Genomic DNA, 22285 nt, shown 5'->3' with positions numbered 1-22285 from the left:
GAAAGGACCCGTTATGCGAAGTGCGGCAGCAAACAAAGCCAGCGCTGTCCTGTCGACCCTGCTCTCAGTCTTGGGGGCAGGGATCGCCAGCGCAGAAGACGTGCCCAAGACTGGCGGCGTATCAATCGAACTCAGCTCTGCCGAAGCAAGGGGGCAAAACTGTCTGCTCAGCTTCGTCGCCGAAAATATGCATGAGGTTGACATCAACGGTGCGGTCTATGAAACCGTCCTGTTTGGCAAAAACGGTGCGGTCGCGTTAATTACCCTGCTGGATTTCGAAGAACTGCCCGCAGGCCGCCCACGGGTCAGGCAGTTTCAATTCACCGACATGGCCTGTGACCAGATCAGCCGGATTCTGTTCAACGGCGTGCAGGAATGCATGACCCAGAGCGGTAACAAAGATGCCTGCATGAATGGCCTCAGTCTAAAAAGCCGCCTTGAAACTGAGATGATAGGATAAAGCCATGTCCAAAATGCTGCAAAAACTGATGGAAATCCTGCAATTAGGGGGCCCGGTGGTGGCGATCCTGATTGCAGCCTCAATCGCGACCCTCGCCTTGGTCTTTTACAAAATCTGGCAATACAAAGCGGCGGGGGTCGGCCGTCACGTCGAATTGTCCAGGGCGATCGACGCATGGGACCGAGAAGACCCCACGGCCGCCAGAACATACCTGAACAAAAGCCGTAGTTACCTGGCGCCGGTGATCGCAATGGCATTGTCCGGGAATGATCGCACCTTGTCCGAGCGGGTCGATGCCGAGGCTGAGACGCAATTTGCTCAGCTGGAACAGGGCCTCAATGTACTGGACATCGTCTCGCAACTTGCGCCCCTGCTCGGATTGTTTGGCACGGTGCTGGGCATGATCGAAGCTTTCCAGACTCTGCAGGGGGCGGGCAACGCCGTTGACCCGTCGCTGCTGGCTGGGGGCATCTGGGTGGCGCTGATGACAACAGCAGCGGGGCTGGCCGTAGCCATGCCGACGTCACTGATCCTGACCTGGTTTGAGGCCCGCGTGAACCGAGAACGCGTCTTTACCAACCGTGCGCTCAGAACAATATTTGCCCCCGGCCATGCCGAGGAGGCCGAGCAAACGGCAGGGGCCGCGATTACGGCACTGGCACATGGCGCTTGAGGTTCAAAGAAAGCGGCGCAAACGCCTGTCGATGACATCGCTCATAGATGTCATCTTTTTGCTGCTGCTGTTTTTCATGCTGACATCCACATTCTCGAAATTCGCCGAGATTGAGTTTTCGACGGCCTCAGTCGGCGGCGCAGAGCCAGACCAAGCCATCCGGTTTATTAAACTGAATGCAGACCGAATTCTGGTCGATGGTGCGCCTGTACCATTGGCGCATGTGGCTCCAATGCTGCTCGACGCCAAATCCCAAGTTGCGCTCATCAGCCTGGGTCCGAGGGCAACCTCTCAGCAGCTGATTGATCTGCTCATCGTGCTGGCACCTGTCGAAAACCTGCGCACTCAGGTTTTGGGCTGATGCAGTTGAAATCGAAGCCCAGACAAAGCCGAGAGCCAACCATCGCGCTGATCAATGTCGTGTTCCTGATGCTTATATTCTTCATGATCGCGGGCACCCTTACGCCGCCGCTCAACGGATCAGTTCAGCTTGTTGAGGCGGCGGATATGGAGGGGCGCGAGCCGCCAGATGCTTTGGTTATTCGCGCCGATGGCACGCTAGAATATCGCGGGGCAGAGCTGACCAATGCTGCGGCCTATGTAGAGCGGGCGGCTGTTGATCTGCCCCTTGATGCGGTTCGGATCGTGCCGGATCGATCCTTGCCTGCGGTTGCGCTCAAACAGATCAGCGATGACTTGAGCGGGTTGGGCGCAAGACAGGTCTATGTCGTGACGGAAAGGGGATTACGGTGATAACCAAATCCCGCGCGGTGGTTGTGATTTCTGTCGCGTTGGCGGTAGCGATACATGGCCTTGCGCTTTTGGATTTTTCGACCGCCGAACAGGTGCAGGTCGAAGGTGGCGGAGAAGAGAGGGCCGCCGCGCTGGGATCTGTATTCAAAGACTTCGTCGCCGGAACAAATGCACCAGCACCGGCCAGCACGCGCAAGAAACCGGCAGCACCTCATCGGTTGCAACCCAAGGCCCGCCCTATCAAGCAGCAGCGCACAACGTCGCTGCAAACTCTCAGCCCAGTTGTGAGCGGCACTACGGCCGCGACCGCTGTTGCGCCAAGCCCTCTCAAGCCTCAGGACGCTGAAATACCGAATAGGCAGGGTGATGCCGCTTCGGTGTTGCCGACCGAGGATACCAAGCCGCCGGAACCGAAGAAACAGGTAAGCAATCAAACTGCCACCGCGCATGGCAACGCGAAACAATCGAGGAAAAAAGGCGACGCCACCGGGAAAACCACGAAAGGTGCGGCAAAGATTGCTACATCCAAGTCAGCGCTGACCGCATCCGGCAATGCCGACGCCAGCAACTACGCCGGACAGATTAAACGCAAGATTATCCGCGCCCGGAGAAAGAGCGCCAATATTCGAGGTGCCGCGTTGGTGGCCTTTCGAATAGCTGAGAACGGGACATTGCAGACGGTTGGAATAGTACGCAGTTCGGGATCAAAGCGGTTGGATCAGATCGCCCTTGCCCAGGTAAAAGCGGCTGCACCCTTCCCGCCACCTCCGGCAGGGGTGAGACGAGATTATACTTTCGAAATCATCGGGCAGCGATAGGTGTCATATCCCATCGAGCCATAGGGCCCCTTCGTAAAGATGGGGACACGGTTGCGCTTTGCGCCATCAACTATGAACACCGGTGATCATGGCGACAATTTCGTTCTTGTTGGTCTCGGCAGTCGTTCTGACGCCTATCTGTTCACCCCGGCGTAAAACGCAGATGCGGTCGGCAAGACGAAAAACCTGATCCAGGGAATGGCTGATGATCAAGATTGCCAGATTGCGATCCTTAAGTGACGCGACAAGGTCCTCAACCTTCGCAGTCTCTGCAACGCCAAGTGCTGCAGTGGGTTCATCCAGAAGGATCAATTTGCTGGCCCAATGGGTTGCGCGCGCGATAGCAATGCCCTGTCTTTGGCCTCCGCTCAAATCACGTATGGCTGCGCGCTCAGAGGGGATGCGCACGTCAAGCTGATCAACAAGGCTTTGGGTTTCGGCACGCATGCGTGCTTTATCGAGCAGTCCAAAAGGTTTGCGCGTCAGTTCGCGGCCCAGAAACATGTTCATATAAACCGGCTGTTCGTCAGCCAATGCGAGGTCCTGATAGACCACTTCAATACCATGTGATCGAGCCGCGCTTGCATCCGAAAAACCGACTTCTTCGCCGTCAAGCGCGATCTCACCGCTGGTTGGTCGATGCACGCCAGAGATGATCTTGACGAGCGTGGATTTACCCGCGCCATTATCACCGACCAGAGCCACGATTTCACCGGGGTAGAGGTCCAGTGAAAAATTCTGGATCGCGACCACTCCGCCAAAAGATTTGTGGATTTGCTTGAGGGAAAGAACCGGAGTCATTGCGCAAAGGCTCCCGGCCAGCTGGCGTGGTCGCCAAAGCCGTTTTCGATTGAGGTAAGCTCTGGCATTCCGCTGTCTACGCCTTTTATCCCGGCAACCAAAGCGCGGGTCACAAAGGCCTGCCCACGGAAACCGAAGACAACCGTGTCGCCTGGTGCGGGGTTTTGATCGCTGTCGCTGTCGATCATGGCGTAGTAATCTATTGCGGAATAATCAGGAATTTCGACATTTCGCAGGGCTGACCGGCTGATTGTCGGGCTGCTGCTGACCAGCGCCCGAACCTGGTATTTCGGGAAAACCGGATCGATATAGAACCCGCCGCCAAAGCAATAGGCTTTCCCGCCGTGATGGTGCGAGACCTCGGAAAGGTAAAGTACGGCGGGATCCTCAGGAAGGTCTTCTACCGCATGGAGAGGCGTCGTGCCATGTAGGCCATTGCCCGGTTCAACCTGCGTGGCCCCGGCTTCGGCTAATGCTGGAAGAACAGCTGAAGATGTCGTTCCGGGGGCATTGATTTCGATCTCCGTACGCCCAGCACGCGCCAGAGCTTCTGCGGCCATGTTGAGCGTGTGGAGGTTTGGGGTCGGCACAACCTTGCGGGCATCCTGGTCGAAAAGCAGGGCGGGAAAGGTTGTAATGCCTGCAAAGCGCCCGCCCTGCAGCGCATCCAAACGGTCGGCCACCGCCAGGATATCATTCGCGTCAAATCCTCCCTCGTGGCCACGATAGAACGTATCCCCTTCGGTCTGGATGCGCGCCATCAGTGCCTGTTCTCTCTCGGCCCGAGCTGAGGCGTCTGCCGCCTCTTTTGCCTTGTTGTCCGAGAATACCGTCCAATAGTCCGGGCGTAGTTTGGCTGCGGCGAAGAAAGCTTCTTGGCGGGGTACCTGTACAAGGTGACCCAAATGACCTGTCCTTAAGCCAGCGCGGTCACATGCCAAGGCGCAGGCCATATCCACGGCGACGGACCGGCTGATGCCACCGCGCATGACCGCCTGACAAAAGCCGGAATGGCGACCCACCTGTTTGGTCATGGCAAAAGTTGTAAGGCCATGCCCACGGGCCACATCAGAGAAAAGGCGCGCGTTGCGTTCGACGACATCCAGGTCAAGCACATAGGCGTTTGCGGGGATCTTCCCTTGTTGATGCAAGGCCATGGCGGCCTCGATGAACTTGGGGTTGCGACGTATGAGAAGATCAAGAAACATTGGGTTGCTCCGGTGTCTATCGGCGGATTTCGCGGAGTGAAATTGCTACGGCGATCAGTATGATCAGCCCGCGTACGATCATCTGGTCCGAGACCTGAAGCCCCATCAGGATCAGCCCGTTATTCAGCATTCCCATCATGAGCGAGCCCAAAAGCGCACCTATTATGGATCCCTTGCCGCCATTAAGCGCAGTGCCACCTACGATGACAGCGGCAATGACCGTCATCAGGTCGCTTTCGCCCATTGTATATTTGGCGGCTTGAATACGCCCGGCATAGAGCAAACCAGCCAGCCCAGCGGTTGCACCGCACAAGGTTAGAACCATCAGCCGGATACGGGGAACCCTGATGCCAGAGACTTGGGCTGCGCGGGCATTGTCTCCAACGGCCAGAACGTGTGCGCCAAAACGTGTGTGTCGGTAGATGACATGGCCAATCAGCACTGCAATCACGGTCCAGATAACAAGTGAAGGTACACCAAACAGCTTGCCCGAGCCGAAGACCCCGGTGAAAGTCCCGTTAACGACAGGAATGGATCGCAGATCGGTCATCGAACGCGCAATTCCGGCAAATAATCCCATGGTGGCCAAGGTCACCAGAAATGATGGCAACCGCAGATAGGCCACCAATGCACCATTGAACGCGCCGATCAGAATGCCTGCGCCAAGCCCCGCTGCGACACCCAGGATCATTGGGCCGTTCTGCATCGCAACAGCTGCCGAGAGGGCTGCAACAGCTACGACAGAGCCAAAACTCAGGTCGATCTCTCCGGCTGACAGGGCAAAGACCAATCCGATGGCCATGATCGTGGCCGGGGCTGTCTGAAGGACGATATTTGTCAGATTCCGACTGGTCAGAAACCCGTCATCGTAGAGAGTGATCCCAAAAAACAGAAAGATCGCAAGAAAGCCGAAATAAATGACGCAGCGCTGTAGATCCAAGTCGCGCATACGTTGAAAAGCCTGTTCCATGGATGCCTCTGGGAATATCCGGTTGCGGCAGGTCGCCAGAGGCGACCTGCCCATCAGGTCTCTACTTCGATGTCAGACTGGCTGGTGCATCAATATTCAGCGAGTTTTGCCATCCATCGGCAACGTTGTCCGCTGTGACTGTCAATGCAGGGGCTACAACAAAGGATGGTACCTCCTCGCCCAGCAGGTCGAGCACGGCACTGGCGGCCATTGCACGCCCTAGTTCATAGGCTTCATCGGCAACAATCGCCGCGACATTACCACCCTGAACCATATCAAGGGCAATCGGCTCTGACAGATCCAATGTCACGATCTTGGTCGAGGTGTTTCCGTTCGTCCGCAGCGCTGCAAGAATACCCTCTGCCGGACCAGCCCAGGTTACGTAAATTCCACCCAGGTCTGGGTTTTTCAGCAGCATCGCATTGGCAATCTCTTCGGCGCGCGCAGGATCAGATATGCCTTGTTCTGCAACGATTGTGATGTTCGGGTAGTCGTTCTCAATCGTGGTCTTGAAAGCGTTGTCGCGCTGATTGGTCACGTAATAATCTGCGTCGTGATAAATCCACCCAACTGTTCCTTCATTGCCCATGGCAGCCGCAAGCGCATCCGCCGCTTGTTTGCCCATCTGAAACAGGTCATCCGTCACGATTGCCGCATAGTCGTCCGGGTGCTTGTAGCCGGCCGGCAGGTTCGAGAGGAAACTTAGGGCAATTCCGGCCTCTTTTGCCTCTGCAAATGCTGCGGCAGAGGTCACCGGGTCCAGAGGAAGCGACAGAATGATATTGGGCGATTTGGCCATGACCGTCTCGATATCGCTACGTTGTTTTGCAGCATCAAATCCTGCGCTTGTCACGGCAACAACCTCTATCCCCAGACGCGCAAATTCATCGCTGGCACCTGCTGTTACCGCATTCACAAAGTCGGATTGGTCATGCCACAGCAAAGCAGCTGAATATCCAGCCTCTTTCACCTTTTCGACATCATCATCAGCGACAACAACCATTGATGAAGGGGTGGCACTTTCCCCCGCTGGACCGATGGTTTCAGCGTATAAGCTGCCCACCAGCGCGAACATCGCGGTAGCGGCAAATGTGCTTCTAACAAGTGACATGTTTGTCCTCCTCAGGTTGGATGCATTGCGAGCGTGTCCGACGCACCGAACTGCGCTATGAAAAGCGCAAAGGCCCGGACGGCGGCGAGGTATTCTTCGACCTCAATTCGTTCTTCAAAAGTATGCGCCACGGCGATATCCCCCGGTGCGCAGTAAACGGTTGGACAGCCGATCTGTTCTGTTAAAAATGGCATCTCAGACCAGTAGGGCGCGCCGCCGATTTCTACTTTTCGGGACAGAGTTTGCTGTACACAGTTTTGCAACAGGCGAACCGCCTCAGTATCGGGGTCGTTTTCAACTGGTGAGCCGCCCTTGGGATGATCACGACCGGCTGGGTAGTCGATGCACACCTCTATACCTGTAGGTAGGCGATCCAGGCCAAGCGCTGTTTCCAATGCTGCCACTGCATCATCAAGCATTTCGCCAGGTCTAAGTTTCCGGATCAGTGAGAGCCTGCATTCTCCGGGCACTGCGATAAACCCGCCGCCATCGATATGCGTCACCAGAACAGAAGAGGCACCGACAAGGTCATGACGCGGGCCCGCGTTCAGTTCTTTTTCATGATCCCAGATTTTCGACAGAAGCGTATGCGTTGCTTTCAATGCATCGACCCCCAATTCGGGTCGGCCGAAATAAGCTGTTTTTCCAGTTATCGTGATCTCGGCGATAAAGAACCCGATCTGGGCGGAATAAATGTCCAAACTCGTTGGCTCGACATAGATCGCGAAATCAGGACGGGGGATTTCGGCGGACCTGACGCGTCCAACCAGATCATTCGCCCCGGCGCTGACGCCGCTGCCAGGTTCACCGCTTTCTTCGTCACCGATGAAGGCAAAGGTCAGACTGGCTGAAGGCATAACGCCAAGTTTTTGCAGCAGGCGATACCCGGCAATCGCAGCGCAAATCCCACCCTTGAGGTCGCTTGCCCCACGTGACCAGATGTGCCCGTCCTTTTCGGCCGCGCCGAATGGATTTTTGCGTGCATCGTCTTCCCAATATTCCTCCCAGCCCCGGACATGCACCGTATCCGTATGGCCCAAAATCATGAGGTTGGGTCCCTCCACAGAAGCAATTCCCCAGACATTTTCGCGTTCACCCGCGAAACAGCCCCGTCCGGTATTCAGCCCCAGGGCCATAAGTTGCTGGTCCAGAAAACGCGCAAAACGTGTTTCATTGCCCGTCACGCTTTCGATGGACAGGGCATCGCGCAACAGAGTCAGGTCTGCATCAGCATCCTGTTCTTGACGCAAGCGTTCTGAAAGAGCCTTAGCGGTCATGACATACTTGCCTTGAAGGTATCGAGCGCTGGAGGTGGTACGTTGATCTCGGCACCTTTCTGACCCTCGGCGAAAAGAGAGATATGTAAATGCGACAGGGCAATAGACACACCTCCGGCAAGGGCAGCATGCGGACCCAGCTTTGAGGGCTGGATCTCTATTTCACGGGGGTAGCACTGGGCGGCAAAGCGTCTGATCCGGTGCATCAACTCGTCACGCGCGCCGATAGAGCCCCCCATCACGATAAGGGACGGATCAAGGACCGCTACAATCGACGCCGAAGCCCGCGCGATCTGATAAGCGACATTGTCCAGCGTTTGCTCGGCTGCTTTGTCGCCGTTATTGGCAGCCTCAAAGATCGCAGGAACTGAGCAAGTTTTGCCCGTAAGCATCCTGTATTCGCCGATGATTGCATCGGTGGCGGTTACGCGTTCTAGCGCGCCTATTTTATGGCTTTCCTTTGCAATGGGATCGGCACCAAAGGGAAGAAAACCTATTTCGCCAGCTGCACCAGATGCGCCACGCAGCAAAATACCTCCGACGACGATTCCTGCACCAATTCCGGTTCCGACGGAAACGAAGACCAGGTCATCCTGGTCGCTTCGATGATCCATCCAATGCTCGCCCAGAGCGGCAAGGTTCACGTCATTTTCGACAAGGATTTCTATCCCAAGCCGTTCGTTCAAAGTGCCAGCAAGATCAATCTGATCCAGCCCGGTTATGTTAGGCGCCATCAGGACCGCGCCGGTCCTGCTGTCCGGCACGCCTGGGACACCGACGACAGCTATTTTCAATTCGCCTGACGGGCATTGGGGGTCGTCTGCGGTTGCGCGAACCATACGGGCAACCTGATCGACCACTTGTCTGCCGCCGCTTTGTTCTGTCGGCTCTACGCGCTCGGCCAGAACGCGACCGGTCAGATCGCATAGTGCGACCCTGATCTTTGTTCCACCCAGATCGACGCTGGCGACCGTTGCCGCATCCGGAGCGATTTCATATACCACAGCGCGGCGTCCGACATGCCCCTCGGTCTGACCGACTGTCCGCACCCAGCCATCGCTTTCTAGGTTTCCGACAATTTCCGAGATTGTCTGTTTCGAAAGACCGGTCAGCTTCGACACGCTGGCGCGCGAAATGGGCCCATAGGTCGCAATCGCCTGAACGACCGCACTTTGAGACATTCGTCGAGAGATTTTCGTCTGCGTTGCCACGTCGATTCCATTTATTCGTTCTGTTACCGAACTAAATATGGAGTGCGATTTGAGTCAACCCGGTTTTTCTGCGCTAAAGCATGAAATACGAAAAATGAGCCTGCTGCGTCCGGGTCGAATTTTGGCTAAAGGCTTGGAAGCCGTTCTGAAAATTGGTGCTGGGTCAGAAGGTTTGGGTAAGGGTGCCCGAACCAGAAAGAATCTGATTGCGGGCTAAGAAAACCGGCTTATCCTAAGATGGCCTCGATCTTTTCAAGGGTCGCAATATTTACAGCCACGCCTTGTGTGGCCGATGCGACGCGTTTTGCGCGTCGGCCATCGCCAGGCAAATGTGCATCGTCTTGCGATCGAATGGCGTCGACGAGTTCCTCGATGCCCTGAGCAAAGCCACCCGACGACGATGTCGCCACAGGGTCGATCGCAATGAAAAACTGTCCGGTCTTGGGCGGGCCGCCAGCGGTTCCTGAAAAGGGCGAGGCGTTGATGCCCAGAGTGGCCCCTGTAAGAGCGGCCGCCATAACTTCGGTCAGAAGGGCCACACCGACGCCCTTGTACCCACCAGAAGGTGCCATGGAGCCCTTGAGGCCCACATTGGGATCAGTGGTCGGGTTGCCCTCGGCGTCCAATGCCCACCCAACGGGGATCGGCCTTCCTTCTCTGGCATGTTTCATGACCTCGCTCTTGGCGATTGTGCTGGCGCTTTGATCGATCAGCAGGGCGGGTTGCCCATCTGTACCGGGTACGGCAACGGAAAAGGGGTTGGTCCCTACAACCGGCTTTGCGCCACCCGATGGCGCGATCGAGGCTGGCGCGTTGGTAAAACCAAGCCCGACAAGCCCGGCCTGTGCCAGACGATAGGTGTGATAGCCCAGCACGCCGCAGTTATAGCTGTTGCAGATGCTCAGCACGGCAACGCCCTGTTCGCGCGCAGCGGTGATCAGCGTCTCATACCCGAGATCGATGGCTGAATGGGCAAATCCGGTTGCGGCATCTACGGTAACTACACCTGGCTTGGGCCGTGTCATGACCGGTTTGGCAAGCCCGTCGACCTTGCCACATTGGACATGCTCACAATAGATCGGGATATAGGCCAGTCCATGGCTTGCCACGCCGTCCGCCTCGGTTGCCGCGGTCGCAACCGCCAGCGGGCGGGCGTTTTCCGGTGAAGTCCCCGCAGCAACAAGCGCGCGAAACGACAGGTCTTCGATTTCGTTCAGAGTAAGGGTCCGGGTCTCGGTCAAATCAGTACCTCATCAGTCATTATCAGAAAGCCCGGCCCCTGCACCCAGCAGGCGGGATTCCTCGGTTGCGGGGGCATAGGTGCGGTGGGCAAAGCGATTCAGCGTTGCCCAAGCCTGATCAGTCGGGGCGGCGCGGGTCTGATGTGGGCTGGGGCCTGTACGCTGTTCCCCCAGCGAAACCACCACCCTGCGCGCCTGGGCGGGTAAGGTATCTGGGGTCGACACGGAATACCCATCACATGCCGCCAGATGCCCATCACAATCAAGCACCACACAGCCCTTGAGTTCACGTGCCGCATAGGCAGCAAAGGGCAGTAACAGGGCAGGGATTGCAATGTTGGCCATCTCAACCGGTCCGGCGCGCAGCTGTTCGGCACAATCCGACAGCAAGGTGCCAGTGGCCAGAGGGCACAAAGCGCCCTTGCCCTGCCATGGGCCCTGCATCGCATCTGGTCTGTGATCTGCCGGCGCCGCAGCCAAACCCAAGTCCAGCAGGTGGGCCAGCTCTGCAGTCCCGTTCAGCCCATGCCCGCACAACCAGCGTGTGGCTTTGGCGGCCTCTTCTGCCAGACCCCAGGCATACCCTGCCCCTCGGGCAGCGCGTTTAGAGGTGGCTTCGATCTCGTTCAGTGAATAGGTCATTGCGGCAACTCCGGATAAACCCACAGATCGGCATTTTCCGGCGTTAGCTCATCAGGATATGGTGCGCCGGAATACATGCAGATCCGCACCCAGCGGTCCGACCGGGGGTCAAAATGGGTTGCCCCAAAAAACGACAGCTTGGCCCGCAGCATGTCGATAGGCAGGACAGTGGCGCTAATCGTGTTGTCGTGGATTTCACCATAGGGGGCTACTCGGCTCATTTGAGCGCGGCGCAGGGTGTGGCGATGTTCAGGATGGCGCAGCAGAAACTCTGCAACGGAGGAGCGAGTATCCCATTCGGCAAGCGCCTTATACGCCATCGCGGCGTCACGGGCCGGGGCAAGGGGCTGTTCGTAACCGGATATCGGTTCCTCAAAGCGCTCACCCAGTCGCGGCTCCAGCTTCTCCTCGGAGACATACCAGGCCCGCGCACAGTTTTCCGCTGCGTTCCAATCCAGATCCAAGGCCCAGCCAAAACTGTTACTGATCAGATCGCGCGCAGCGCCTACCGACATTGATCCATCAATCACATGGGCACTTGAATTACTGTCGGCCATACAACAGCTCAGCCCATCGACCAATTCGCCATAGGGCTCAAGGATAAGCGAGGCGAGCAGTTCCTGGCCCTCCTCGCTCAGCGCGGATTGCGACCACAGGATCAACCGATCCCAGGGTTGGTTCTGCGTCAGATCATCCCTGTCCAGATACCCAGAGATTGCCTGCAGATCGTTGTTGAGCGCCGCCAGCTTATCGCGCTGGACCGGATGCTCAGACTGCCACCAGGACATCGAGAGTTTGCTACGATCATAGATGCCACGGAATTGACGGGCCTCATCTTCCGAGGCGGTCAAGAGCGACCGTACCCGGGCGATGGCCTCCTCTCGCGCCATGATCCAGTTATTGAACAAGATCGGATGGTTGACGATGAACGGGGCCATGCCCAGACCTGTGGAATTGCCAATGCCGAGCCAACTGGCGATCTGCGGATCTAACTGCGCGGTTTGACCGCCGCCCTTCACTTGGGCCATATGCTGCACCAGATCGCGCACAAAGGTCCGGGTCAGGTAGACCGACAACATCTCGGTCTGGAACGGGCCGTTGACCTCGGGGCGACTGGCTGTTTTCTCGCGATCTGCAGCCCCAAACTTGCCGGAACCATACACGGCGGTTGTCCGCATCAGGTAGCCAACCTGATAAATCTGTTCCAGATCGGGTTGTTGACCAGCGGCCAGACGGTCGACCACATGTGCCCACAGGCGGACTGACCGGTTGGCGCGCGACAATGACAGTTCTGTCTCGCTGACGCGCCCGGCCTCTTGCACTGGTACGTTTTGCGACAGGCGGTGAATATCATCCGCCGTCGGAATGCCGTCAAATAGCGCGAAGGTGGCATCCCAGGCCTCGGCGATGACCCGGTCCGAGCGTTTTTCGGGCGGCAGATCATGGGCAAACGCCACCAGAGAATATGCGTGATCAGGGCCTTGCGCGGTATAGACCGCATGGCCAACGCCGTGTTCGTCAATCTCGAACGCAGGGCGGGAAAAACTCCAGTTTTCCTGCGCCATACGGCGGGTCAGTTGCCGCATAAAGCTGAGACGGCATTGATGCAGCGAGCCCAGCCGCGACAGCCGCATGACCATCGCGGGATCACGTCTGACATTTTCAGTCTGCACGCGTGTATTCATAGTGTTACCCTTGTGGGACGAAGTTCTCGGCAAAGAACTGATACCAGTTCCTGCCCATGATCCCGGCCACTTCGTCATCGTTCAGGCCGGTCGCGCGTAACCCTTGTTCGATGTTCCCAAAATCTCGGTTGTCCTGAAACCAGCCCGGCATGGGCGGAAAGCCTGGTGCCGAAGCGGATCCCTCGCCATAGTCGATTTCCTTGGTCCAGCGGCCAACCCGCATCCATTCCACAATGCTGTCGGGTTGATCCTGACACAGGTCTGTGCCGATCCCCAGATGCTGCGCGCCGTATTTGTCGGCGGCGCGTGCGATCATCTCGCAAAAACTGTCCAGCGTGCAGTCGGATTTATCTTTCAGATGGTGGGGATAAACCGAAAAGCCAAGCATCCCGCCATTTTCCGTCACTGCACGAATGACATCGTCACGCTTGTTACGCAGCGCGGGCGACCAATCATACGGGTTCGCGTGAGTGATGGCTATGGGACGCTCGGACCATTCTGCGGCCTCGATGGTGGAACGGTCCGCCGAATGGCTCATGTCCACTACAAGACCTACGCGGTTCATCTCTTTGATCACCTGCTTGCCCATACGGGTGATGCCTGTGTCATCGGCCTCATAACAGCCGGTCGCCAGCAAGGACTGGTTGTTATAGGTCAGCTGCATGAAACGGGCGCCAAGATCGTGCAGGATTTCGACTAGCCCGATATCGTCTTCGATGGGCGAGGGGTTCTGAAAGCCAAAGAACACAGCCGTCCGTCCCGTTTTACGAGCCGTATCGATATCGCTGGCCCAGCGCCCTTTCATGATCAGGTCCGGGTATTGTTCGAACCAGCGGTTCCATTTCTCGAAATTCAGAACCGTTTCGCGAAAGTTCTCGTGGTACGAGATGGTGACGTGGATCGCGTCCACGCCCCCGTCACGCAGTTGGCGGAAAATCTTTTCCGACCAGTTGGCATATTGTAGCCCGTCGATCCGCATCACACGGGGCCCGCGCTGATATAGGCGGTTTTGACCGTGGTATAGAACTCGGCCGCAGCCTTACCCTGTTCGCGCGGCCCGTAAGAGCTGTCGCCGCGGCCGCCAAAAGGCACGTGGTAGTCGGTGCCTGCAGTGGGCAGGTTCACAGTCACAACACCAGTGCGCGCATTGCGACGGAAATGCGTGGCGCGGGCCAGCGATTTGGTCACGATGCCCGAGGTCAGGCCAAAGTTGGTGTCGTTGACGACGCTCAGCGCTTCGTCATAGCTGCCAACCTTGATGACACTGGTCAGGGGCGCGAACATTTCTTCGCGGTTGATGCGCATGTCGTTGTTGGTGTTCAGAAACACGCCCGGCGACATGTAGAACCCGTCATGAGGCATCTCCAGCCGGGTTCCGCCACAGGCCAGCTCGGCCCCTTCGGATTTGCCCAGATCAACATAGGCCAGGTTTTCGCTCAGCTGCTGTTGGCTGACGACGGGACCCATCTGCACGCCTTCCTCCAGCGCGTGGCCGACCTTCATCGCTTGCGCACCGGCCACCAGCTTTTCGACAAACGCGTCATGGATACCCGCATGCACGACAAGGCGCGAAGACGCCGTGCACTTCTGTCCGGTGCCGCCAAACGCTCCTCCCAATGCCAGAGTAACGGCCAGATCCAGATCGGCATCGTCCATCACTGCCAGCGCGTTTTTTGATCCCATTTCCATCTGAACTTTGGTCAGGTTCTGGATGGCGGCTGCTGCGATACCCTTGCCGACCGGGACTGACCCGGTAAAGGAAATTGCATTGACCTTGGGGCTTTCGACCAGGCGTTGCCCGATGCTGCGCCCCGAACCCATGACCAGACTGAACAGACCTTTGGGGATGTCCTGACGTTCGATGATTTCGGTCAGTGCGACAGCGGATGCCGGGGTGATGTTGGCGGGTTTCCACACAACCGCGTTGCCATAGCACAGTGCTGGAGCAATCTTCCAAGAGGCAGTCGCGGTAGGGAAGTTCCATGGGCTGATGATGGCGACAACACCGACAGCTTCGCGGCGAACGTCTACTTCGATATCGGGGCGCACAGAATCCGCGTTCTCACCGATTTGACGCAGGCATTCAGCTGCGTAATAGGTAAAGAACTGCCCGGCGCGGAACACTTCGCCTTTGCCTTCGGCCAGCGGCTTGCCTTCTTCGCGCGCCAAGAGCGTACCCAGTTCTTCGGCCCGGACCATCATTTCATTACCGATAGCGTTCAGAACAGCTTGCTTCCGTTCGATGCCATAGGCGGCCCATTCAGCCTGTGCAACACGGGCTTGATCCAGCGTCGCCTCAAGCTGGTCAGCGCTGGCCTGTGCAAACATGCCGACCAGATCGCTCAGGTCCGAAGGATTGCGGTTTTCGATTTCAGACTCACCTGCCAGCCATTCGCCAGCAATCAGATTCAGTTGTGTCACGTTACGCCCCAGTGCGATTTCATTTGACCTAGGATGGATTTTTTGGCGAACATCAGTCAAACTCAATTAAATGAAACAAATTGCAGAAAAACTGAAGTATGGCGATCAAGATTGAAACACTGCGCAGTTTTTGCACGGTTGTGCAGACTGGTAATCTGACCGAGGCCGCCGACCGTCTTGGGCGAACGCAATCGGCGGTGTCGATGACGCTGAAGCAGCTTGAGGAGCACCTGGGTAAGAAGCTGTTCGAGGGAGAGCGCAAAAACCGACTGTCAGAAGTGGGTCGGCAGGTTCATGATTTGGCTTTGAAGCAGGTCAGACAGTTCGATCAAACAGTTCAGGATATCGAGGCAATAGCCAGCGCAGAGTACGGGCTGTTGCGGATCGTGTCTGTGCCGTCGGTGGCGGCTCTTGCCTTTCCCAAGGTGCTGAGTCACATGAATAGCCATTTCCCCGATATCAGGATCGAGCTCCGCGATACCGATACACAGCAGGTACTGGACGCAGTTGTGCAAGGAAAAGCGGATATCGGTATTGCATCCGGGTATCTTGCGCTAAACGGGGTCACAGCCACGCCCTTGTTCGAAGACAGGTTTGGGGTGGTTTGCACGGCTGCACACCCGCTGGCACAGCAATCAGAGATGCCAACCATCGAACAGGTGGCTTCGGTCCCCTTCATACGCAATGCTCTGTGCGATTTGGTTCAGTCCCCGCGGTTTCACGCGGCGATTTCGAAGGCCGGTGTGACCATTCAGAACACCCATTCACTGATCGCATTGGTGCGCACCGAGGAATGGGTGACGGTTTTGCCGCAAACCGTTGCACGGTCTCTTCCTGAGGCTATCGTCTTCCGTCCTATCGCTGATCTCGAAGATCAAAGGCAGGTGTATCTTTATGTCTCGCAACGCTCGCGCTTTCAAACGCTGACGGACGCGTTTGGGGACTTCATCCTGAAGCAGGATCTTGTACTGGGATCTGAGGACTGACTGGATAAAATCTGTGCCCCTGTCTGAGATGGCGCCGCTTAGGGGATATTGATGGCAGACAAGCCCACTCAAGAATCGGCTGCACCTATTTCAGGCCTCATATCGACCAAGATCAGAATAAACCGAAACTAATATTCGAGAAAGACGCATATATTGATTTGTGGCATGTTGTTCTTGATGGGTCATGTGTCGGCATGTTTGAATTTTCCTGTCAAACCGGCGCGCCCGGTAACTGGCTAAGAAAGGGGGATGGAACGTCATCCCGATGTCGTTTGGTAGGCGTACCGCTGCCCATAGGGTAAGAAGAACAGCGCCACGAACGCCCAACACGGAGAAATAATATGAACAAACTCACTATGTTACTGGGAGGCGCGTCGATGATGGTCGCTGTGCCTGCTTTTGCTGCTGACATTGTGATCGGTGTGCCGAACTGGCCATCGGTAAATGCAACAGCGCACATTCTAAAGGTTGCGATCGAACAAAATCTGGGGCTAGAGGTCGAGCTTCAGAATGGCACCAACCCGATCGTGTTCGAGGCGATGGATTCCGGCGCCATGCACGTACACCCCGAAGTGTGGATGCCGAACCAGCAGAACCTGCATGACACCTATGTAACCGAAAAGGGTACAGTTACCTTCAATTCCAATGGCGTTGAGGCGTTTCAAGGAATGTGTGTCGACAAAGCGACCGCTGATGCCAATGATATTCGGTCCATTGACGACCTGACCAATCCCGACATCGCGGCACTGTTCGACAGCAATGGCGACGGGCAGGGCGAAGTATGGATCGGTGCCCCCGGCTGGGCGTCGACCAACGTCGAGAAAATCCGGGCCAAATCATATGGCTATGACCAGGTCATGGAACTGACCGAGATAGACGAAACCGTCGCCTATGCGAACCTTGATAACGCGATCAAAGCGGGTGAGCCTTGGGTGGGTTTCTGTTATACGCCGCATTACGTGTTTGAACTGCATGATCTTCAGATCCTGGAAGAGCCGGCCTATGACGCGGCAAAATGGAATGTCCTGCAGCCCACGGATGATCCGGATTGGCTGGAGAAATCCGAAGCAGGTGTCGCCTGGGATTTGGCCTATCTGCACCTTCACTATGCCAAATCTCTTGAGGATGAGTACCCCGAAGTTGCTCGGCTGTTGTCCAACATGAAACTGGATACTGCCGCTGTCTCGGCCATGACTTATGCGCTTGTCATAGATGGCAAAGAGCCGCTCGCATATGCCGAAGAATGGGTCGGTGCGAACGAAGATGCAGTTCTGAACTGGATGTCAGAGTGATCGGTAACGCTCGGAACTGAATTACAGATAGGCCGCCGGGAATGCCTGGCGGCCTGTTTTGCATTGAAGGGGCAAGTATGACCGAAACAGTCGTTAAGCTGACAGATGTCTGGAAGATTTTCGGTGCGCGGGCAGAAGAGGCCATGACCGCAGTACGGGATGAAGGGATTGGAAAGCCTGAAGTTCTTGAAAGGTATAATTGTGTGGTCGGCGTACAGGGTGCGTCTTTTGAAGTCCCGCGCGGCGAAATCTTCTGCATTATGGGTCTTTCGGGATCCGGGAAATCCACGCTGGTGCGCCACGTGAACCGCTTGATCGAGCCGACCTCAGGCAAGATCGAGATTCTGGGCCAGGACGTATCCAAAATATCCGAGGCTGAGCTGCGCCGTATCCGCGCGCAGCAGATTGGGATGGTTTTCCAGCATATGGCGCTGATGCCGCACCGATCTGTCAGAGACAATGTGGCCTATCCTTTGGAAATTCGAAAAGTGTCCAAATCCAAGCGCTGGGCCGTCTCGGACCATGCGCTGGGATTGGTGGACCTGACCGGGTACGAAGATCGCCTGCCCAAAGAATTGTCGGGCGGGATGCAGCAGCGTGTTGGAATTGCCCGCGCGCTGGCCTCTGATCCGGAAATCCTGTTAATGGACGAGCCCTTTTCTGCGCTCGATCCGCTGATCAGGCTGCAGCTGCAGGACCAGTTCAAAGCGCTGGTCGCCCAGTTGCAGAAGACCACATTGTTCATCACCCATGATCTGGACGAAGCTATCCGCATTGGCCACCGAATTGCGATCATGAAAGATGGTGTCATCGTTCAGATTGGCACACCGGAAGACATCGTGATGAATCCGGCCGATGACTATGTGCGCGAGTTTGTTCAGGGCATATCCAAACTGAAACTGGTCAAGGCGCATTCAATCATGGAGCCACTGGACAGCTATTCCGGCCCGACCGACGGCGCGCCGCGCGCGGATGAGGGGGCCGATCTGGATCAGTTGATCGACCTGGCTGTCGACACGGACCTGCCGGTGATCATCACCGATGCAGGACAGGACGTGGGCGTCGTGACCAAACCGCGCCTGCTGCGCGGAATTCAGGGGGGCAAGAATGACTGATGTAACCACCGAAGTGAAAGTCACCGCCGCCTCGGATATCGAGGTCGACCATGAGGCACTGGATCGGTCCATTCACGAGTTTGCTGGTCCGAATGGGGACTATTACGTCAAGGCGTTTCACAAGATCCATGATGCAACCAGCGCGGTTCCGAATACGTTCAATCTCTGGGCCGGGGTTCTGGGGCCTTTGTGGTCAGCATCACGAGCCATCTGGGGGATGTTCTGGACCTTTCTGATCCTGGAAATCATCGCTTGGGTTCAGATCGGGCGTGGTGCCTGGGGCAATCCGGGCGCTGACATGGTGGAACGTGCCGAACGTCAGCAGGCACGCGCCGACGAGCTGCTGGCGCGGGCGGCCGATGCGACAGAGAAGGCCGATATTGACCGTTTCACCAAGCTGGCAGCGAATATACAGAAAGCCGCCGATGCCAGCTTTGGAAAAGCCGCGGCCGCGCAGTCTGAAGCGCTGAGCATCATGATCACCGGATTGCTGATGCTGCTGGTCTTCAAACTGGCACAGGGCTTCTATGCCGACCGCGTCTATGAAAAACAGTATTCAAAATGGCGGACCGATCCGGACAGTACCGAAAGTGGCCAGTCCAGGCGAAATATGGTGCTGGGGGCTGTGCTTGTTGCGGCGATTGGGCCGTTGATCGTCTACAAATTCACGGTCAATGCTTCGCTGGCCATGTTGGATGCATTCCCCGAAAAAGAAGTGTCCGCACTGATATTGGGTGAGGGCGGCGGGACCCTGTTTTCAAACCTTGCAAGCTGGATGGAGGCGCAGATAGATGCGGCCGCTCTTGCTGGCGGGGACGTATTCGATGGGATTGTCGCTGGGGTTCGGTCGGTTCTGGATGCCCTGACCATTGCGCTGATCGGGTCGCCTTGGCCGGTTGTGATGCTGGTGATATGTGTGACGGCTTGGCGGGCTGCAGGCCCCCGAGTGGCGATCTTCACGGCGTCTTCATTGGCCTATATCGCCTTGCTGGGATATTGGGATGTGGCGATGGAAACCGTGGCGCTGGTCGGTGCGGCGGTGCTGTTATGCGTTGTTTTTGGCATTCCACTGGGCATTTGGTTTGGCAAGTCCAGGCGTGCCTACCGCGCGGCAGAGCCCGTGCTGGACTTGATGCAGACTTTGCCGGCCTTCGTCTATCTGATCCCGATTATCGCCTTCTTTGGCACCGGCAACCCGCCCGGCATTCTGGCCACGATCATCTTTGGCATGCCGCCGGTCATCCGACTGACCGCGCTGGGCATGCGCGGAGTGCCCGACAGTATCAAAGAGGCTGCTGTGGCTTTTGGGGCCTCGAAATGGCAATTGCTGAAGGATGTCGAGATACCTCTGGCCTTGCCGTCGATCATGACCGGGGTGAACCAGACTATCCTGATGTGCCTATCGATGGTGGTGATCATTTCGCTGATCGGTGGCGGAGGGCTGGGCAAGGAAATCCTTGAGGCGTTGCAATATGCAGCCAAGGGGCCCGGCCTGTTGGGCGGCTTTGCCATTTTGTTCCTTGCTATGGTCATGGACCGTATTGTTCAGGGCGCATTTCGGCGAGAAGACGAAAGAATCTGAACTTCTATGCCCTCTGCTCAGGCCGGGGGCATTTTTTTACCGGAGGATGAAATGGTCGACCGCTATGAGCAGTCCATGATGGACAATTTGTACTGGTGGGGCATACCGACGATGTTTCGCTGCCCCAATATCGGACCCGAGGGGCAGGATATTGCACTTGTCGGTGTGCCGCATTCGACCGGAAACGGGACAACCGAAAGGGATCAGCATCTGGGCCCGCGCGCCTTGCGGAATGTCTCGGCGGTACAGCGCAGGGTCCATTCGGTTTTTGAGATCGACCCCTGGAGCCGCGCGAAGATTGCCGATGTCGGCGATGTACCCTTCCCGCGCGCCAACGATAACGAAGACTGCATCGAACGCATTACCGCCTTTTACAAGGACATAGATGCGGCAGGTGCGCGCCCGGTATCCGTTGGCGGTGACCACTCCATTACCGGCGGGATCGTACAGGCGCTAGGATGTGGGAAGCTGGCCGGAGGAGAGCCGATCAGTTTTCTGCACCTGGATGCCCATACGGATGTGTTTACAAAGGTCGATCACTTTTTGGGGGCAAAGAAGTCGGCCGCTCATTGGGGGGCTTATCTGGCCGATCAGGGGCAGGTTGATCCTACCTGTTCGATGCAGATCGGCCTGCGAGGCCATCCGCGCAGCCTGGACTGGTTGCAGCCGTCCTACGACTACGGGTACAACATCGTCACCATGCGCGAATTTCGTCAGCGCGGGCTGGCCGATGTGGTGGCGCAGACCAAAGAGGTTCTGGGTGACCGGCCGGTCTATATCACCTTCGATCTGGATTGCCTTGACCCGACTATTGCCCCGGCGGTGTCCAATCTGGAGCCGGGCGAGAAGGGGTTCGACATTGATGAGGCCGTGGGCATTCTGCGCGCCGCGCGCGGCTTGAACATTGTCGGCGGTGACGTTGTTTGCATGATGCCCACCAAGGACAGCCCCAACGATATCACCGCCCTGACCGCAGCGGCGGTGATGTTCGAGATGATCTCGATGATCGCCGAAAACACCGGTTAGCGGCGGGCGTCCACAGCCTCTGCCAGAACACATAACAGCTCGAACATCAGTGAGATGCCCAGCCAGGCCGTGCCCCCAGCGGCATCGAAGGGGGGTGCGACCTCGACCAGATCAGCACCAACCAGATTGACACCGCTTAACTGGCGGATCACCTGCTGCGCCTGAAAACTGTTCGGCCCGCCGATCTCTGGCGTGCCGGTGCCGGGGGCATAGGTGGGGTCCACAAAGTCGATGTCATAGGTGCAATAGGTCTGACCTGTTCCGACGATCTCCCGCACCTCCGCCATGACATCGTCAATGCCGCGGTCGAACAGTTCTTCGATGCGGATGATGCGGATGCCCTGTGCCTCGGCCCAATCGATATCTTCTGTGTTATAGGCCGTACCGCGTATGCCGACTTGGACAAAGCGCTTGGGGTCCACAAGGCCCTCTTCAACGGCACGACGAAACGGTGTGCCATGGGTGTATTTGTAGCCACCGAAATAGCTGTCGAACAGGTCGGTGTGGCTGTCGAATTGAATAAGGCCCAATGGCTCCGACTTGGCCAGAGCGCGCAAGACGGGCAGGGTGGTCAGGTGGTCGCCGCCTGCGGTTAGCGGCGTTATGCCCCGTTCGGTCAGATCGTCATAGAAAGACGTGACTCGGTTCATGGTGTCTTCGATGTCCACCGGGTTCGGCGCGACATCACCCAGATCGGCGCAATTCACCATGGCAAAAGGGGCTACACCGGTGACCGGGTTCATTGCGCGGATCATGGTCGAATAGTCGCGCAACTGCCGAGGCCCGTGCCGCGCGCCGGGGCGGTTTGTGGTGCCGCCATCCCACGGGATCCCGATGATCCCAATATCAACTTCGTTGATCCGGTCGTCCTTGGGGGTCAGTTCGGGAAGGCGCATGAACGTGGGGACACCAGCGAAACGCGCAAGCTCCATTGCCGAGACCGGCTGAAAGAAGGGATTTGTCATGAGGGCCTCATCTGAGTGTATGTGCTGCAAGCCTACTGGCTAGAGTCG

General features: G+C 57.0%; 22 protein-coding genes. 10 read left to right on the top strand and 12 right to left on the bottom strand.

The window, feature by feature from the left end:
- The first annotated feature begins 13 nt into the window (after positions 1–13).
- Genes AC2FH8_RS13980 through AC2FH8_RS13960 form a run of 5 tightly spaced genes read left to right on the top strand, consistent with a single transcriptional unit; the run spans position 14 to position 2704 of the window.
- Positions 14–460, top strand: a complete 447-nt coding sequence (locus AC2FH8_RS13980) for a hypothetical protein (protein ID WP_496690031.1) — start codon at positions 14–16, stop codon at positions 458–460.
- 4 nt (positions 461–464) lie between these two features.
- Positions 465–1133: a MotA/TolQ/ExbB proton channel family protein gene (locus tag AC2FH8_RS13975; protein ID WP_496690030.1), complete on the top strand. Its 669-nt coding sequence runs from the start codon at positions 465–467 to the stop codon at positions 1131–1133.
- 31 nt (positions 1134–1164) lie between these two features.
- The gene (locus tag AC2FH8_RS13970) at positions 1165–1494 is read left to right on the top strand and encodes a biopolymer transporter ExbD (RefSeq protein WP_496690029.1); all 330 of its coding nucleotides are present in this window, start codon (positions 1165–1167) and stop codon (positions 1492–1494) included.
- Complete coding sequence (locus tag AC2FH8_RS13965) at positions 1494–1886, top strand: ExbD/TolR family protein (protein WP_496690028.1); 393 nt, start codon at positions 1494–1496, stop codon at positions 1884–1886. The genes AC2FH8_RS13970 and AC2FH8_RS13965 overlap by 1 nt, the downstream gene beginning before the upstream one ends.
- Positions 1883–2704, top strand: coding sequence for an energy transducer TonB (locus tag AC2FH8_RS13960; protein ID WP_496690027.1), 822 nt, complete (start codon positions 1883–1885; stop codon positions 2702–2704). Before AC2FH8_RS13965 ends, AC2FH8_RS13960 begins: the two co-directional genes overlap by 4 nt.
- A gap of 66 nt (positions 2705–2770) precedes the next feature.
- Here AC2FH8_RS13960 and AC2FH8_RS13955 read toward each other — a convergent pair whose 3' ends face one another.
- The 11 genes from AC2FH8_RS13955 to AC2FH8_RS13905 all read right to left on the bottom strand — a co-directional run bounded on the left by AC2FH8_RS13955 (position 2771) and on the right by AC2FH8_RS13905 (position 15271).
- Complete coding sequence (locus tag AC2FH8_RS13955) at positions 2771–3505, bottom strand: ATP-binding cassette domain-containing protein (RefSeq protein ID WP_496690026.1); 735 nt, start codon at positions 3503–3505, stop codon at positions 2771–2773.
- Positions 3502–4713 carry an alanine racemase gene (locus AC2FH8_RS13950; RefSeq protein WP_496690025.1) on the bottom strand — a complete coding sequence of 404 codons (1212 nt, stop codon included), beginning with the start codon at positions 4711–4713 and terminating at the stop codon, positions 3502–3504. The genes AC2FH8_RS13955 and AC2FH8_RS13950 overlap by 4 nt, the downstream gene beginning before the upstream one ends.
- Before the next feature lie 16 nt (positions 4714–4729).
- Complete coding sequence (locus AC2FH8_RS13945) at positions 4730–5683, bottom strand: ABC transporter permease (RefSeq protein ID WP_282022025.1); 954 nt, start codon at positions 5681–5683, stop codon at positions 4730–4732.
- A gap of 61 nt (positions 5684–5744) precedes the next feature.
- On the bottom strand, positions 5745–6794 hold the full coding sequence (locus AC2FH8_RS13940; RefSeq protein ID WP_496690024.1) for a substrate-binding domain-containing protein: 1050 nt from the start codon (positions 6792–6794) through the stop codon (positions 5745–5747).
- 11 nt (positions 6795–6805) lie between these two features.
- The gene (locus tag AC2FH8_RS13935; protein WP_496690023.1) at positions 6806–8071 is read right to left on the bottom strand and encodes a M20 family metallopeptidase; all 1266 of its coding nucleotides are present in this window, start codon (positions 8069–8071) and stop codon (positions 6806–6808) included.
- Complete coding sequence (locus tag AC2FH8_RS13930) at positions 8068–9252, bottom strand: ROK family transcriptional regulator (RefSeq protein ID WP_281995501.1); 1185 nt, start codon at positions 9250–9252, stop codon at positions 8068–8070. Before AC2FH8_RS13930 ends, AC2FH8_RS13935 begins: the two co-directional genes overlap by 4 nt.
- Before the next feature lie 257 nt (positions 9253–9509).
- Complete coding sequence (locus AC2FH8_RS13925) at positions 9510–10523, bottom strand: Ldh family oxidoreductase (protein ID WP_281973183.1); 1014 nt, start codon at positions 10521–10523, stop codon at positions 9510–9512.
- Positions 10524–10535: 12 nt separating this feature from the next.
- Entirely contained in the window at positions 10536–11165 is a 630-nt protein-coding gene (locus AC2FH8_RS13920) for a DUF3726 domain-containing protein (RefSeq protein WP_496690022.1), read from the bottom strand.
- On the bottom strand, positions 11162–12850 hold the full coding sequence (locus tag AC2FH8_RS13915; protein ID WP_496690021.1) for a hypothetical protein: 1689 nt from the start codon (positions 12848–12850) through the stop codon (positions 11162–11164). The genes AC2FH8_RS13920 and AC2FH8_RS13915 overlap by 4 nt, the downstream gene beginning before the upstream one ends.
- 4 nt (positions 12851–12854) lie before the next feature.
- Positions 12855–13829: a membrane dipeptidase gene (locus AC2FH8_RS13910; protein ID WP_496690020.1), complete on the bottom strand. Its 975-nt coding sequence runs from the start codon at positions 13827–13829 to the stop codon at positions 12855–12857.
- Positions 13829–15271, bottom strand: a complete 1443-nt coding sequence (locus tag AC2FH8_RS13905; protein ID WP_271949981.1) for an aldehyde dehydrogenase family protein — start codon at positions 15269–15271, stop codon at positions 13829–13831. Before AC2FH8_RS13905 ends, AC2FH8_RS13910 begins: the two co-directional genes overlap by 1 nt.
- Before the next feature lie 98 nt (positions 15272–15369).
- On the opposite strand from AC2FH8_RS13905, the gene AC2FH8_RS13900 reads away from it, so the two are divergent.
- From AC2FH8_RS13900 to AC2FH8_RS13880, 5 genes are all read left to right on the top strand, one after another.
- Complete coding sequence (locus tag AC2FH8_RS13900) at positions 15370–16257, top strand: LysR family transcriptional regulator (RefSeq protein WP_142637763.1); 888 nt, start codon at positions 15370–15372, stop codon at positions 16255–16257.
- A 341-nt stretch (positions 16258–16598) separates the two neighbouring features.
- On the top strand, positions 16599–17549 hold the full coding sequence (locus AC2FH8_RS13895) for an ABC transporter substrate-binding protein (RefSeq protein ID WP_142637765.1): 951 nt from the start codon (positions 16599–16601) through the stop codon (positions 17547–17549).
- Positions 17550–17626: 77 nt separating this feature from the next.
- A complete protein-coding gene (locus tag AC2FH8_RS13890; RefSeq protein ID WP_142637767.1) occupies positions 17627–18664 on the top strand; it encodes a quaternary amine ABC transporter ATP-binding protein in 1038 nt (345 codons plus the stop codon).
- Complete coding sequence (locus AC2FH8_RS13885; RefSeq protein WP_271949986.1) at positions 18657–20246, top strand: ABC transporter permease; 1590 nt, start codon at positions 18657–18659, stop codon at positions 20244–20246. Before AC2FH8_RS13890 ends, AC2FH8_RS13885 begins: the two co-directional genes overlap by 8 nt.
- Positions 20247–20297: 51 nt before the next feature.
- Complete coding sequence (locus AC2FH8_RS13880) at positions 20298–21272, top strand: arginase family protein (RefSeq protein ID WP_496690019.1); 975 nt, start codon at positions 20298–20300, stop codon at positions 21270–21272.
- On the opposite strand, the gene speB is transcribed toward AC2FH8_RS13880, so the two are convergent.
- Positions 21269–22237 carry an agmatinase gene (gene speB / locus AC2FH8_RS13875; RefSeq protein WP_496690018.1) on the bottom strand — a complete coding sequence of 323 codons (969 nt, stop codon included), beginning with the start codon at positions 22235–22237 and terminating at the stop codon, positions 21269–21271. The two genes, AC2FH8_RS13880 and speB, sit on opposite strands and share 4 nt — an antisense overlap.
- Positions 22238–22285 lie beyond the last annotated feature (48 nt).

It is taken from the genome of Ruegeria sp. CDSC025, from assembly GCF_059610805.1.
Note: the sequence above shows the minus strand (reverse complement) of the source record. Positions and strands in the feature narration are given on the sequence as shown.

What these genes read in the sequence shown, in the direction of transcription:
- AC2FH8_RS13950 (WP_496690025.1), bottom strand. Translation starts at nt 4,713, where the DNA reads ATGTTTCTTGATCTTCTCATACGTCGCAACCCCAAGTTCATCGAGGCC.
- AC2FH8_RS13945 (WP_282022025.1), bottom strand. Translation starts at nt 5,683, where the DNA reads ATGGAACAGGCTTTTCAACGTATGCGCGACTTGGATCTACAGCGCTGC.
- AC2FH8_RS13940 (WP_496690024.1), bottom strand. Translation starts at nt 6,794, where the DNA reads ATGTCACTTGTTAGAAGCACATTTGCCGCTACCGCGATGTTCGCGCTG.
- AC2FH8_RS13955 (WP_496690026.1), bottom strand. Translation starts at nt 3,505, where the DNA reads ATGACTCCGGTTCTTTCCCTCAAGCAAATCCACAAATCTTTTGGCGGA.
- AC2FH8_RS13930 (WP_281995501.1), bottom strand. Translation starts at nt 9,252, where the DNA reads ATGTCTCAAAGTGCGGTCGTTCAGGCGATTGCGACCTATGGGCCCATT.
- AC2FH8_RS13975 (WP_496690030.1), top strand. Translation starts at nt 465, where the DNA reads ATGTCCAAAATGCTGCAAAAACTGATGGAAATCCTGCAATTAGGGGGC.
- AC2FH8_RS13910 (WP_496690020.1), bottom strand. Translation starts at nt 13,829, where the DNA reads ATGCGGATCGACGGGCTACAATATGCCAACTGGTCGGAAAAGATTTTC.
- AC2FH8_RS13900 (WP_142637763.1), top strand. Translation starts at nt 15,370, where the DNA reads ATGGCGATCAAGATTGAAACACTGCGCAGTTTTTGCACGGTTGTGCAG.
- AC2FH8_RS13965 (WP_496690028.1), top strand. Translation starts at nt 1,494, where the DNA reads ATGCAGTTGAAATCGAAGCCCAGACAAAGCCGAGAGCCAACCATCGCG.
- AC2FH8_RS13880 (WP_496690019.1), top strand. Translation starts at nt 20,298, where the DNA reads ATGGTCGACCGCTATGAGCAGTCCATGATGGACAATTTGTACTGGTGG.
- AC2FH8_RS13920 (WP_496690022.1), bottom strand. Translation starts at nt 11,165, where the DNA reads ATGACCTATTCACTGAACGAGATCGAAGCCACCTCTAAACGCGCTGCC.
- AC2FH8_RS13915 (WP_496690021.1), bottom strand. Translation starts at nt 12,850, where the DNA reads ATGAATACACGCGTGCAGACTGAAAATGTCAGACGTGATCCCGCGATG.
- AC2FH8_RS13970 (WP_496690029.1), top strand. Translation starts at nt 1,165, where the DNA reads ATGACATCGCTCATAGATGTCATCTTTTTGCTGCTGCTGTTTTTCATG.
- AC2FH8_RS13890 (WP_142637767.1), top strand. Translation starts at nt 17,627, where the DNA reads ATGACCGAAACAGTCGTTAAGCTGACAGATGTCTGGAAGATTTTCGGT.
- AC2FH8_RS13980 (WP_496690031.1), top strand. Translation starts at nt 14, where the DNA reads ATGCGAAGTGCGGCAGCAAACAAAGCCAGCGCTGTCCTGTCGACCCTG.
- AC2FH8_RS13885 (WP_271949986.1), top strand. Translation starts at nt 18,657, where the DNA reads ATGACTGATGTAACCACCGAAGTGAAAGTCACCGCCGCCTCGGATATC.
- AC2FH8_RS13895 (WP_142637765.1), top strand. Translation starts at nt 16,599, where the DNA reads ATGAACAAACTCACTATGTTACTGGGAGGCGCGTCGATGATGGTCGCT.
- AC2FH8_RS13935 (WP_496690023.1), bottom strand. Translation starts at nt 8,071, where the DNA reads ATGACCGCTAAGGCTCTTTCAGAACGCTTGCGTCAAGAACAGGATGCT.
- speB (WP_496690018.1), bottom strand. Translation starts at nt 22,237, where the DNA reads ATGACAAATCCCTTCTTTCAGCCGGTCTCGGCAATGGAGCTTGCGCGT.